This window comes from Rhodococcus sp. NPDC055112 (genome assembly GCF_053607505.1).
In genome coordinates, this window is record NZ_JBSGTR010000005.1 from 128106 (window position 1) to 140578 (window position 12473).

Genomic DNA, 12473 nt, shown 5'->3' on the forward strand with positions numbered 1-12473 from the left:
GGGTCTGACCGGACCGGCTCCCCGCCGCGGGGTTCGGCCGTGCCGGTCGATCGATCGATCCCGATCCGCACAGGAGCCCCACGTGAACTGGAACCCCCAAACCCCGTCCCCGATGCCCTCGCATCGCTACCGGCCGTACACCGACCGGGTGCCGGTGCCGCTGACCGAGCGCACCTGGCCCTCGAAGCGGACCACCGTCGCGCCGCTGTGGGTACCCGTCGACCTGCGTGACGGCAACCAGGCGCTCGCCGAACCGATGGACCCGGCCAGGAAGCGTCGCTTCTTCGAGCAACTGATCGCCATGGGCTACAAGGAGATCGAGGTCGGCTACCCGTCCGCCAGCCAGACCGACTTCGATTTCGTCCGCGATCTCGCGACGCTCGGGCTGGTGCCCGATGACGTGACCATCGTGGTGTTCACCGCCGCCCGCACCGACCTGATCGAGCGAACCTTCGAATCGGTGCGCGGCCTGCCGAACGTGGTGCTGCACATGTACACCGCGACGGCACCGACCTGGCGGTCGGTCGTGCTGGGGCGAGAGCGGGATGAGCTGCACCGCTTGATCTTCGACGCGGCGCAGGACGTGGCCCGGTGCGGCGACACCGCGGCAGGCACGCGCTTCGAGTTCTCGCCCGAGGTGTTCAACCTGACCGAGCCGGACTTCGTCCTCGAGGTCTGCAACAGCCTGACCGAGCTGTGGGACGCAGACCAGGACCGGCCGGTGATCCACAACCTGCCCGCGACGGTGGAGATCGCCACCCCGAACGTCTACGCCGACCAGATCGAGTACATGCACCGCCACCTGGCCAGGCGGGACTCGGTGATCCTCTCGGTGCACCCACACAACGATCGCGGCACCGGCGTCGCCGCCGCGGAACTGGCGGTGCTGGCCGGCGCACAGCGGGTGGAGGGCTGCCTGTTCGGCAACGGCGAGCGGACCGGGAACGTGGACCTGGTGACGCTGGGGCTGAACCTGCACGCGCAGGGCGTCGACCCGATGATCGACTTCTCCGACCTCGACGTGGTGCGGCGAACGGTTGAGTACTGCAACAGGATCGACGTGCACGAGCGCCATCCCTACGCCGGCGACCTGGTGTACACCGCGTTCTCGGGCACGCATCAGGACGCGATCAAGAAGGGCTTCGCCCACCACCGCGCCGCTGCGCTGGCGGCGGGGACGGATCCGGACCGGGCGCCATGGGATGTGCCCTATCTGCCGATCGACCCCCGGGACGTCGGCCGCGACTACGAGGCCGTGATCCGGGTGAACAGCCAGTCCGGCAAGGGCGGCGTCGCGTACCTGCTGCAGAGCGCGTACGGCATCGACCTGCCCAGGGGCCTGCAGATCGACTTCGCGCGGCGGGTGCAGCGCACTGCCGACGACAGCGGGGTCGAGGTGACCGCGCAGCAGCTGTGGGACCTGCTGCTCGCCGAGTTCGGGAACCACGGTGAGCTCGCGCGGTGGACGGTCGAGCACGGGGAGGACGGCGATGGGCTGCGGATCGAGGCCACGGTGGGCGGCGCGCCCGTCGTGGGGTCCGCGACGGCGAGCGGACCCGTCGAGGCGCTGACCAGGATCCTGTCCGAGGCCGGGCGGGAGGTGGAGGTGCTGAGCCTGGCGGCGCAGTCGGTGGGCGAGGGCAGCGACGGCCGGGCGATCACGTTCGCGCAGTGCCGAATCGACGGGACCACCCGGTGGGGCGTCGGGCTCGATTCCTCGGTCACCGCGTCGGCGTTCGAGGCGGTGCTGGCCGCGGTCGCCGCGACCGGATAGTTCCTGCCCGATCCGAACACCGGGACCGGGCAGGCCGCGATCGTCGACCGCGGCCTGCCCGGACTCTCAGCTTGCGGTCACCTTCGCGTCGCTGTCCGCGAACTGGGTGCGGTACAGCTCCTCGTACCGTCCGCCTGCGGCGAGCAGTTCGTTGTGCGTGCCGCGCTCGAGGACCCGGCCTTCCTCGATGACCAGGATCTGGTCCGCGGCCCGGATGGTGGACAGTCGGTGCGCGATCACCACCGAGGTCCGGCCTGCCAGGGCCTCGCCGAGTGCCGCCTGCACTGCGGCCTCCGAGGTGGAGTCCAGGTGTGCGGTGGCCTCGTCGAGGATCACCACCCGCGGGTGTGCGAGCAGCAGGCGGGCGATGGTCAGTCGCTGACGCTCGCCGCCGGAGAGGCGGTATCCCCGCTCACCGACGACGGTGTCCAGGCCGTCGGGCAGGGCCGCGATCAACTCGGTCAGGCGGGCCCGGCCGAGCACCTCCCACAGCTCCTCCTCCGTCGCCCCTGGTCGGGCCAGGAGCAGGTTCGCCCGGATCGACTCGTGGAACAGGTGCCCGTCCTGGGTGACCATCCCGACCGCGCCGCGGATCGACGCGGCGGACAGCTCCCGCACGTCCACCCCCGACAGCCGGACGGCGCCGGAGTCGGCGTCGTAGAGCCGGGGCACGAGCTGCGCGATGGTCGACTTGCCCGCGCCGGACGAGCCGACCAGCGCGACCATCTGTCCGGGCTCAACGCGGAACGACAGCTCGTGCAGCACCTCGACACCGCCGCGGTTGTCGAGCTGCGCGACCTCCTCGAGCGAGGCCAGCGACACCTTGTCCGCGGAGGGGTAGGCGAAGCGCACCTTGTCGAACTCCACCGACACCGGCCCGTCCGGCACCGGAAGCGGGTTCGGCTTCTCGGCGATCAGCGGCTCGAGGTCGAGCACCTCGAAGACCCGCTCGAAGCTGACCAGCGCGCTCATCACCTCGACCCGCGCGCTCGCGAGGGCGGTCAGCGGGGCGTACAGCCTGGTCAGCAGCAACGCCAGGGCCACAACCGAACCCGCGTCGAGCTGACCCTTGAGTGCGTAGAAGCCGCCGAGGCCGTAGACCAGCGCGAGGGCAAGGGCGGAGACGAGGGTCAGCGCGGTGACGAAGGCGGACTGCACCATCGCGGTGCGCACCCCGATGTCGCGCACCCGGCCTGCGCGGGTCGCGAACTCGGCGGACTCCTCGGCGGGACGGCCGAACAGCTTGACCAGCGTTGCGCCGGGAGCGGAGAACCGCTCCGTCATCTGCGTGCTCATCGTCGCGTTGTGGTTCGCGGCCTCGCGCTGCAGGTGCGCCATCCGCGAGCCGATCCGGCGGGCAGGCAACACGAAGACCGGCAGCAGCAGCAGCGAGAGCACGGTGATCTGCCAGGAGATGCTGAGCATCACGACAAGGGTCAGGGTGAGGGTGACCAGGTTCGCGACGACGCCGGAGAGGGTGTCGCTGAACGCCCGCTGGGCGCCGATGACGTCGTTGTTGAGGCGGCTGACCAGCGCCCCGGTCCTGGTGCGGGTGAAGAACGCGATCGGCATCTTCTGCACGTGGTCGAAGACGGCGGTGCGCAGGTCGAGGATCAGGCCCTCACCGATGCTCGCGGACAGGAAGCGGTTGTACAGCGCGAGGCCCGCCTCGACGATCGCGATCAGCGCGATCAACACCGCGAGTTTGATCACGACGCTGGTGTCGGAGCCGTTGACGATGCCGTCGACCACGCGTCCCGCCAGCACGGGGGTGGCGACGGCGAGGGTGGCTGTCACGACGCTGATCAGCAGGAACTTGGCGAGCTTGCGGTGGTGCGGCTTGGCGAAGCCGAGGATTCGACGGACCGTCGCCATCGAGAACGGCCGCTTCTCGTCGTGGGAGTTCATCATGCGGTACATCGAGCTCCACGCGACGGATTCCATGCTCATGGTGGACCTCTCGGGTTGGTGTGACCGGTGAAACGCTACGGAGGGGGTCCGACATGCCCGGATCTCCCGCCCGTCTGCACCGACCGTAAAACCTCGAGTGAACTTGAGGTCAAGTCGGGGTGTCGGTCACCATCGAGGGTCCTCAGGGGCAGTGCGCGGGTGCGTCCTCGGCGAAGGGCTCGTCGTCGGGGAGAAGGTACGTCACCAGCAGGACCACCGGTTCGGTGCCGAGGTTCAGTCCGACGTGGTCGCCGCCGGGGTCCTCGGTGACCCAGGAGCCGGCAGGCGAGGCCTGGCGGGAGCAGTCGGCGAACACCCGGGTCAGCGTGCCCGCGGCGACGATCCCCTGGACGTGGCCGTTGTGGTGGTGCCAACCGGTGCTGCCGCCGGGGGTGATCACGATCCGGCGCAGGGTGCCCTCCACCTCGTCGGAGACCGGTGGGTGTCCGGGAGGTGGTGGCGGGAGCAGTATCGGATTGAGCTCGAGTTCGGCGAGGGTCTCGGCGGTCACGCCGGTCGGCGGTGTGGCGAGGGCTGGTGCGACGACGCCAACGGTGCACAGCGCGGCGAGGGTGACGGGTACGGCCAGTCGTGCGAACGTGGTCACGGTGCTCATGTCCGGGTCCGTTCGGTTCGGAGAACCGGGGCTGCGGCGGGGCGGGTTGCCCGCGGCACGGCTCTCGCCTGTATCGATGGTGACCCAATCCTGTCGATTCCGCGACGGAACGCCCGGGTCGATCTGTGCGCGTCCACCCGGATCCCATCGCATTTGGAACAGGTTCTAGCTACGATGCGCGCATGCGCACTCGTCGAATTCTCGCCCTGTCGGCCGCCGGAATCGCCACCGCGATGGCAGTCGCGGTGATCGCCGCCGGACCCGCGACCGCAGGTCCGGCCGTGTCGGCCGCCCCGGAGCGGGTCGACACCGAGCGCGAGGCCGTGGCCAGGGCCTACATCGATGCGCTGATCTCGCACGACGCATCGGCCGTGAAGTTCGCCGCGGGCGCGACCCGGGTCGAGGCCGGGCTCAAGACCGGGTTCTCCGGCCCTCAGATGACCAGGGACCTCGAGCGAGGCCCGCAGTACCGGGTCATCCGGGGCATCAGGGAGCTGAGGATGTCCGAGTCCGGTGACGTGGTCAGCACCACGTACCTGCTGGACGCGGGCATCGGCGATCTGCGCCTGATGACCGTCGAGATCACCGAGACCTTCGAGGTCCGGGACGGATCGATCCACGCCATCGTCGCGCACATCAGTCCGAAGTCACTTTTCTGATCGGTCCACGGGCCTGCTGACGGGCAGGCCCGGACTCAGCCCTTGCTGATCAGCTGCGAGGCGAGTGCTGTGCCCGCGGCCACGGCCCCGACCGACGGCCACGCACCGATTTTCTTCGCCAGCGGATGCGAGGCGCCGAACGCGCCGAGGTAGGTGGCGAGCAGCGCGGCGCCCCGCGCGGGTCCCGAGCCCTGCACCCAACTGGTCGTGCACGCGGCTCCGACCGCGGCCAGCACGGCGCCGCCGAGTGGGCGGTTGCCGGTCTTCTGGGCTACGGCGAATCCGCCGACGAGTCCGCCTGCGGCGAGCGCGGATACGGCGGTCTTGGACAGGGCCATCGGTGTTGCTCCTCGGGTCGACGTCAACTCCTCACCACGGTAGCCGTCGACCCGTCGCCGCCACCCATGTCAACTCTGCTTGACACGTTCGGATTGTCAATTTAGATTGACAGGCATGACCGAAGCAACGGATCTGGCGGCCGCGGCAGGCAGCCCCGACCCCAAGGTGGGCCTGCGTGCGGTGCTCGCGCTCCGCAGGCTGCTCGAACGACTGGAGACGATCCAGGTCCAGAACGCCCGTAGACAGGGCTGGTCCTGGCAGGCCATCGCCGACTCGCTCGAGGTCAGCAGGCAGGCAGTTCACCAGAAGCACAACAGGAAGGGCAGGTAGCGGCATGTTCGAACGGTTCACGACAGAGGCACGCACCGCGGTGATCGGGGCGCAGGCAGAGGCCAAGGCGCTCGAGTCCCCGCAGATCGGAACCGAGCACCTGCTGCTCGGCGTGGTCGCGGCGGCGGCAGATACACCGCTGGGGCGCACGCTCGACGATGCCGGACTCACTCTCGAGGCGACGCGTGCCGCGGCCGCCGAGGCGAGGGGCGGCCAGGCGCTCGGTGCGGAGGACGCCGAGGCGCTCAGGTCGATCGGCATCGATCTCGATGCGGTGCGGGAGAGCCTCGACGCCGGCTTCGGCGAGAACGCCCTCGATCGCGCGGAACCGGGCGAGCGGCGCGGCTGGTTCGGCCGGCTTGTCGGCGGGCACGTCCCGTTCACGGCGGCGTCGAAGAAGGCACTCGAGCTCTCGCTCCGGGAAGCCTTGGCGCGCAAGGACGATCACATCGGTGCCGAACACATCCTGCTCGGCATTCTCCGCGCGGACGACGCGGGTGCCCGCGACGTGATGGCGGCGCAGGTCGACCCGGACGAACTGCGTAGGAAGATTCTCGAACTGCTCGACCTCGCGGCCTAGGCAGTGGGGCCGTCGGTCAGAAGGTGCCTGCCGCCTCGAGTGGCTCGAGGATCTCGATCGTCGGTGGGCCCTGGACGCCTGCCGCCGCCGTGACCCGTGCGACCTTGTCGCTGCCGTCGAAGAAGCGCTGGAAGGCCTCCGCGCTGTCCCATTCGTCGACCACGACCAGTCCGCCCGAGTTCGCCGCGAACCGGTGATGTCGGGCACCGTGACCTTTCGCGTCGCCGCTGATCTCGTCGAGCAAGGCGGCGTTGTCGGCGAGTGACTGCTTGGCCGCGGACACATCCGCGACGTCGAAATGCAGGATGACGACCACGCTCATGATGGCTCCTCGTGCCCCCGGCGTTGGACCGCCCGGGTCGTCCGCGTGCGCGAGCCCGGCCGGGGCCCTCCCTCAGTCAGTATCGCGCCGGCCCGGCCGAGGGGGAAGTGCCGATCCCACCATCCGCCGCATCGTCACCCTGGGCCAGGCGTCGAGGCCGTGTTCCGCCTCGTGCTCGCGGATCGACCTCAGGCCGGGCGTCAGCTCGTCGGCGGGTACCACCAGGAACCCCAGCCGCTCGTAGTACGGCGCATTCCAGGGCACCTCGGCGAATGTCGTGAGGGTCAGCCAGGGGAGGTTTCGCTCGGCGGCCCAGCGCTCGACCTCGTCGATCAGCGCCGCACCCAACCGCCGACCGGCGTGGGCCGGGTCGACGGACACCTGCTCGACGTGGGCAAAGCCGTCGACCACCAGGGCGAGCACGTAACCGATCGGGGTGTCGTCGTCGGTCGTCGCGACCCAGGCGCGGCCCGCGCGCTGATACTCGGCCAGCTCGCTCACCGTTGGCGGCGCGTCGTCGGCCACCGCGCCCATCCCGACCGAGCGGAACGGCAGGCCCGCGGCGATCTCGATGGCGGGCAGGTGGACGAGGTCTGTGGCGGTGGCCGAACGGATCACCAGTCCTTTCTAGCCGCTGGGCCGCCGCCGCGCCGCCCGTGCCTCGCCGATGTGCCAGCATGCACCCATGACTTTCCTGATTCGTCTGGCGATCAATGCGATCGCGATCTGGCTGGCCGCCTCCTGGGTGACCGGCATCGACATCGCCACCACCTCGGACGGGGGAACGGGCAACGACATCCTGGTGGTCGTGTTCATCGCGTTCGTGTTCACGGTCGTGAACGCCTTCATCAAGCCGCTGGTGCAGTTGCTGTCGCTGCCCCTGCTGATCCTGACCCTCGGTCTGTTCACCCTGGTGATCAACGCGCTGATGCTCTTGCTCACCTCCTGGATCACCGAGACGACCGATTTCGGGATCTCCGTGGACGGGTTCTGGACGGCGGTCTGGGGCGCGCTGATCATCTCGATCGTGAACTTCGTGCTCACCGCAGTGGTGCCCTCGGCGAAACGCTGAGGCTGCCGGGGCCGATAAGGAACAGGACGGGCGTCAGGCGACGGTCGGGCGACAACCGGGAGGCTCCGTGAGATTTCGACGGTCAGCGGTGTTGGCAGCGGCGGGGGTGGCGGCGCTCTCGCTCGGCGCAGGCCCTGCGGCAGCGGATTCCGGCAGCGCGGGCAGTGCCGGCAGCGCGGGAATCGCGGACCTGCGGGTCAGCGTCGGATACGGATGTCGCACGACGGGCACCGGTCCCGCGGACTGGCGCACCTCCGCGCACGTCTTCACGACGGTCACCAACGTCGGCTCGGCGCCGGTGCGTGGGGTCGGGACCTCGGTGTGGATTCCGCTGACGTACTCGGTGACGAACCATGCCGCCGAGATCGCGCCCGGCCAGACGGTGGTCTACGACAACGACACGTTCTCCACCGCGCTCATCCTCAACCCCGTCGGCGTGTCCGTCTTCGGCGTCGGGCTCGACGCGAACCCGTTCGACAACATGTACGCCGGGGCCGCGCCGTTCGTCTGCTCGGCGCTCTAGCGCCCCTCGGCTCAGCCCAGGCCGAGTGCCAGCGCGGTGGTCGCGCCCCACACCAGCATCGCCAGCCCGGTCCCGGCCAGCGCCGGGATCAGGGCGAGGCCCTGTCCGCCGGAGCGCACGGGGGCATTGGCCTTGACCGCCAACGGAAGTGCGAGCAGGCCGACCAGTGCCCACGGGGTGCGGGCCACCAGGATCAGGGTCACCACGAACGGCACCACCAGCAGTGCCAGGTGCAGGGTGCGGGTGCCCCGGTCGCCGAGCCGCACCGCGAGGGTGCGCTTGCCTGACTCGGTGTCGGTCGGGATGTCGCGCAGGTTGTTCGCCACGAGCACCGCGCTCGAGAACGCCCCGACCGCCACGGCCGAGACCGCGCCGGCCCAGTCGATCCGCTCCGCCTGGACGAACTGGGTGCCCAGCACGGCGATCAGCCCGAAGAAGACGAACACCGCGACCTCGCCGAACCCGGTGTACCCGTATGGATTCCTGCCGCCGGTGTAGTACCAGGCGCCGGCGATACACAGCGCGCCGACCAGGATCAGCCACCAGGCGGAGGTCAGTGCGAGCACCACCCCGACCACCCCGGCGAGCCCGAAGCAGACGAAGGCCGCGCGCTTCACGGCGGCGGGTGAGGCCAGCTTCGAACCGACCAGTCGCAGGGGCCCGACCCGGACGTCATCGGTGCCGCGGATTCCGTCCGAGTAGTCATTGGCGTAGTTCACCCCGACGATGAGCGCCACCGAGACCACCAATGCCAGCACGGCCTTCCACCACACCGCGCCGTCGAGGGAGGCCGCGGCGCCGGTACCGACCAGCACCGGGGCGATCGCGTTCGGCAGGGTGCGCGGTCGGGCACCCTCGATCCACTGCGAGACAGAAGCCATGAGGCGATCCTTGCACCTACCCACATTCCGCATGCGGACCGCCGCTCCGATTAGCATTGTCGCCGGTGCAACCCGATACGAGCGACTCCCCAGTGACCGCTGATCCCCGGCCACTGATTGTCGTGTCCCTTTTGGGTGATATCTCGACGCGCCGAGGCGGTGAGCTGGTGCCGTTGCCCGGGGCAAGGGCGCGCAGTCTGCTGGTGGCGTTGGCAGGCAGGCCCGGCCGCAGCCGCAGCGCCCAGGCCCTGATAGAGGACGTGTGGGGAGAGGCTCCGCCGCGTTCGCCGATCAACGCGCTGCACACCCAGATCTCGCGGTTGCGTGGGGCACTGCCCGAGGGCGCGATCGAGATGGGGCCCGCCGGGTATCGGCTCGACCTCACCCGGGCGCAGGTCGACCTCACGCTCGCCCGGATGTGGGAGCAACAGGCACAGCAGCTGATCTCCGAGGGTGATGCGCGTGGGGCCATCGAGACGATCCGCCGGGCCAAGGCGCTGTGGCGCGGCGAACCGGGCGCGGACCTGCCGGCAGGCGATCTGGCGCGGGAGCTGGTCGACGAGGGGCAGGCGCGACTGGCCGCGTTGGATGCGGTCGAGGTCGTCGCCCTCATCGACGCGGGTGAACTGGGTGAGGCGCTGGCGCCGGCCGAGAAGACGGCCGCGCGCGCCCCGCTCGACGAGCGCGCGCACGAACAGCTGATGGTGGTGCTGAACGGACTCGGTCGCGCGAACGACGCGCTCGAGGTGTTCGCCGGACTCCGCGGCCGGCTCGCGGACCGACTCGGGACCGACCCCTCACCGCGGCTGGTTCGGCTCAATGCCGCTGTGCTGAGCGGAGAACTGCCTGCGCGTGCGCTCCCGGCGGACGCGGCGCCGGAGCCCGCCCGTGCTGCGCCGAGGCCGACCCTGATGGCGGTCGGCCTGCGCGCGGCGCCGAACGCGCTACTGGGACGCGAGGCGGACCTGGACGCGATCGAGGACCTGTTGGCGACCTCCCGGGTGGTGACGGTGCTCGGTCCGGGTGGAACCGGAAAGACCCGAGTCGCGCACGCGCTCGGCTCGCGGGCTGCGGAGCGGGTTCCCGTGGCCCTCGTCGAGCTCGCGTCGCTGCGCAGCGGCGAGGACGTGGTCGCGGCCATCAGCGGCACGCTCGGGCTCAGCGAGGCCGAACTCACCCCAGGAACCGCGTTGAACAGGGCGCGCATCTACGACGCTCGCGATCGCCTCCGGGAGGCGTTGTCGGCCAGACCGACGCTGTTGATCCTGGACAACTGCGAGCACCTGATCGACGATGTCGCGGAGGTGGTGGCCGACCTGGTGGCGGCCAGCGTGAACCTGACCGTGCTGGCCACCAGCCGGGCACCGATGGCGATCACGGCCGAAGCCGTGTACCCGTTGCCGCCCTTGCTGATCGACGAGTCCGGTTCGCCCGCAACGGATCTGTTCCAGGCCCGCGCGCTGGCCGTGCGTCCGGCGGCCCGGCTCGATCCGGTGGAGGTCGCGCGGCTGTGCCGGACGCTCGATGGACTACCGCTCGCCATCGAGTTGGCGGCAGCCCGGGTCCGCACGATGAGCGTTGCCGAGATCAACGCCAGGCTCGACGACAGGTTCGCGCTGCTGCGCTCCGGTGACCGGACCTCACCGGAGCGGCACCGCACCCTGCGCGCGGTGATCGAGTGGAGTTGGAATCTGCTCGAACCGGACCAGCAGGCCGCGCTGCGCCGATTGTGCCGGTTCCCTGCGGGTTTCACCCTCGCCGCGGCCGTCGGGGTGGCGCAGTGGGGCGAGGTGGCCGACATCGCGGATGCCCTCGACGGATTGGTGAATCAGTCGATGCTTTCGGTTGTCGAGGGGGCGGACTCGTCGGGCCTGCGGTACCACATGCTCGAGACGGTCCGGGAATTCGGCGACGGGCAGTTGGTGCACGCGGACGAGTCGGACGAGGTCGCTGCGCGCACCCTCGCCTGGGCGCAGACGTTCTGTCTGGATGCGGTGCAGGACTTCCTCGATGGCCGCCAGGTCGCCACGGCCCTCCAGGTCGAGGCCGAGCACGACAACCTGCTCGCGGTGCTGCGCCATACCCTGACCATCGGTGACGGCGTGGGCGCACTCACGGTGTTCCCGGTGCTCGGGGTCACGTGGTCCCTCCGCGGGGCCCATTCCGAGGTGGTCGCGCTCTCGCCCCGGGTCCTCGAAATCGACCCGAGGCGGTACCGCCCGGAGTTGCTGTCCGGAAACTGCCTGGCGCTCACCTACCTGGTCATCGTCGGTCACACCGCGTTCGGTGGCGTCAGCAGGGCGCTGGCCGTGACCCGGGTGCGGCTCCGGGCGATCCTGGCGTCCCGCACGGACATCGACGAGTCGGTGCGGATGAACGCCTCGCTGGTGATCATGCCCGCATCGGGAAAGGGCTTGGCCCGCAAGCTCGCTCGCGCGATCCGGTCCGAGAACCCGTCGGCACGATCCTCGGCGTACATGGCGCGGGCCAACCTGCGGGAGAACAGCGGAGACCTGTACGGATCCTGGTCCGACGCCACGCAGGCCAAGGAACTCGCGGAGGCGGGCGGGGACGTCTGGGGCCTGGCGATGGTCCTGCAGCACCTCGGCAGCCTGGCCGGGCAGTCCGCGCGGTACGGGGAGGCGGTCGGGTACTACCGGCGGGCAGCCGAACTGCTCTGGGACCTGCACGCGTACGAGGAGAGCACCACGCTGCGCAGCTATATCGGGGCCGCGCTGGTCGGTGCGGGCCGTGTCGAGGAGGCGCGACGGGAACTGGTCGCGGGCGGGTCGGCCGTCGAGGAGGTGGAACTGTCCATCGCGGGGGATCGGACCACGTTCGGCCTCGGTGATGCCAGGCAGAGCGCAGGCGCGATCGCGGCGGCGATGGCGGAGGTGGACCTGGCCGAGGGCTCGGTGGATGCGGGGCTGCGCGGATACCGCCACGCGCTGGAGTTGGTCGGCTGGCAGACCGCGGGGGAGTCCCCCGATCCGTTCGGATTCATGCTGCTGGCGGCGGCAGTGGCCGCGCACGCGCTTGCGGGTCGCGGCGACGAGATCGTGGACATGGTCGATACCTACGCGGGGATGGTCACGACGCACCTCGGTCCGGACGGCTACCCGGATCTTCCGCAGACCGGCGGGGTGGCGTGTGCGGTGGGCAGCTTCGACATCGCGACCGGGCGGGACCCCGAGGGCGGGTTGCGGATGATCGCCCTGTCGACCAGGGTCGCTGCCCGACAGGACTTTCCGTCGATGCAGTCGTCGCGACACCTGGGCGTGGCACGACAGGCGCTCGGTGCGGAGCGGGTGGACGCGGAACTGGCGCGGGTCGAGCGGATGCCGAGGCGCGTCGCGCGTGACGAGATCCTCGTGGCGCTGCGCGACCGTACGGATCGGGATAAGTCGCGACTGTGAGTCGGCTGCCC

At 70.3% G+C, this 12473-nt stretch carries 13 protein-coding genes; 7 read left to right on the forward strand and 6 right to left on the reverse strand.

Annotated elements, in window-relative coordinates; all coding sequences use genetic code 11:
* Nucleotides 1–112: 112 nt before the first annotated feature.
* A complete protein-coding gene (locus tag ACWFRB_RS04570) occupies nt 113–1774 on the forward strand; it encodes a 2-isopropylmalate synthase (RefSeq protein WP_452639214.1) in 1662 nt (553 codons plus the stop codon).
* 66 nt (nt 1775–1840) lie between these two features.
* Here the strand turns inward: ACWFRB_RS04570 and ACWFRB_RS04575 are convergent, their stop codons facing one another.
* On the reverse strand, nt 1841–3724 hold the full coding sequence (locus tag ACWFRB_RS04575) for an ABC transporter ATP-binding protein (protein ID WP_452639167.1): 1884 nt from the start codon (nt 3722–3724) through the stop codon (nt 1841–1843).
* Between the two features lie 142 nt (nt 3725–3866).
* Nucleotides 3867–4340 carry a cupin domain-containing protein gene (locus tag ACWFRB_RS04580; protein ID WP_452639169.1) on the reverse strand — a complete coding sequence of 158 codons (474 nt, stop codon included), beginning with the start codon at nt 4338–4340 and terminating at the stop codon, nt 3867–3869.
* Nucleotides 4341–4522: 182 nt separating this feature from the next.
* On the opposite strand from ACWFRB_RS04580, the gene ACWFRB_RS04585 reads away from it, so the two are divergent.
* The gene (locus tag ACWFRB_RS04585; RefSeq protein WP_452639170.1) at nt 4523–4999 is read left to right on the forward strand and encodes a hypothetical protein; all 477 of its coding nucleotides are present in this window, start codon (nt 4523–4525) and stop codon (nt 4997–4999) included.
* Between the two features lie 35 nt (nt 5000–5034).
* Here ACWFRB_RS04585 and ACWFRB_RS04590 read toward each other — a convergent pair whose 3' ends face one another.
* On the reverse strand, nt 5035–5337 hold the full coding sequence (locus ACWFRB_RS04590) for a hypothetical protein (protein ID WP_452639172.1): 303 nt from the start codon (nt 5335–5337) through the stop codon (nt 5035–5037).
* A 115-nt stretch (nt 5338–5452) separates the two neighbouring features.
* Between ACWFRB_RS04590 and ACWFRB_RS04595 the strand changes: the two genes are divergently transcribed.
* Nucleotides 5453–5668: a hypothetical protein gene (locus tag ACWFRB_RS04595; protein WP_027500706.1), complete on the forward strand. Its 216-nt coding sequence runs from the start codon at nt 5453–5455 to the stop codon at nt 5666–5668.
* A 4-nt stretch (nt 5669–5672) separates the two neighbouring features.
* Nucleotides 5673–6248 (forward strand): Clp protease N-terminal domain-containing protein, encoded by a 576-nt coding sequence (locus tag ACWFRB_RS04600; protein ID WP_452639173.1) that lies wholly within the window; start codon nt 5673–5675, stop codon nt 6246–6248.
* A 16-nt stretch (nt 6249–6264) separates the two neighbouring features.
* Here the strand turns inward: ACWFRB_RS04600 and ACWFRB_RS04605 are convergent, their stop codons facing one another.
* Nucleotides 6265–6570: a hypothetical protein gene (locus ACWFRB_RS04605; RefSeq protein WP_452639174.1), complete on the reverse strand. Its 306-nt coding sequence runs from the start codon at nt 6568–6570 to the stop codon at nt 6265–6267.
* Nucleotides 6571–6642: 72 nt separating this feature from the next.
* Nucleotides 6643–7188, reverse strand: a complete 546-nt coding sequence (locus ACWFRB_RS04610) for a GNAT family N-acetyltransferase (RefSeq protein ID WP_452639175.1) — start codon at nt 7186–7188, stop codon at nt 6643–6645.
* Between the two features lie 67 nt (nt 7189–7255).
* Here ACWFRB_RS04610 and ACWFRB_RS04615 point away from each other — a divergent pair, with 67 nt between their 5' ends.
* Both ACWFRB_RS04615 and ACWFRB_RS04620 read left to right on the forward strand, forming a co-directional pair.
* Nucleotides 7256–7642 (forward strand): phage holin family protein, encoded by a 387-nt coding sequence (locus ACWFRB_RS04615; RefSeq protein ID WP_027500704.1) that lies wholly within the window; start codon nt 7256–7258, stop codon nt 7640–7642.
* 67 nt (nt 7643–7709) lie between these two features.
* On the forward strand, nt 7710–8165 hold the full coding sequence (locus tag ACWFRB_RS04620) for a hypothetical protein (RefSeq protein WP_452639176.1): 456 nt from the start codon (nt 7710–7712) through the stop codon (nt 8163–8165).
* 11 nt (nt 8166–8176) lie between these two features.
* On the opposite strand, the gene ACWFRB_RS04625 is transcribed toward ACWFRB_RS04620, so the two are convergent.
* Nucleotides 8177–9046, reverse strand: coding sequence for a 1,4-dihydroxy-2-naphthoate polyprenyltransferase (locus ACWFRB_RS04625; RefSeq protein WP_452639177.1), 870 nt, complete (start codon nt 9044–9046; stop codon nt 8177–8179).
* A 122-nt stretch (nt 9047–9168) separates the two neighbouring features.
* On the opposite strand from ACWFRB_RS04625, the gene ACWFRB_RS04630 reads away from it, so the two are divergent.
* Entirely contained in the window at nt 9169–12462 is a 3294-nt protein-coding gene (locus ACWFRB_RS04630) for a BTAD domain-containing putative transcriptional regulator (protein WP_452639178.1), read from the forward strand.
* Nucleotides 12463–12473: the final 11 nt, after the last annotated feature.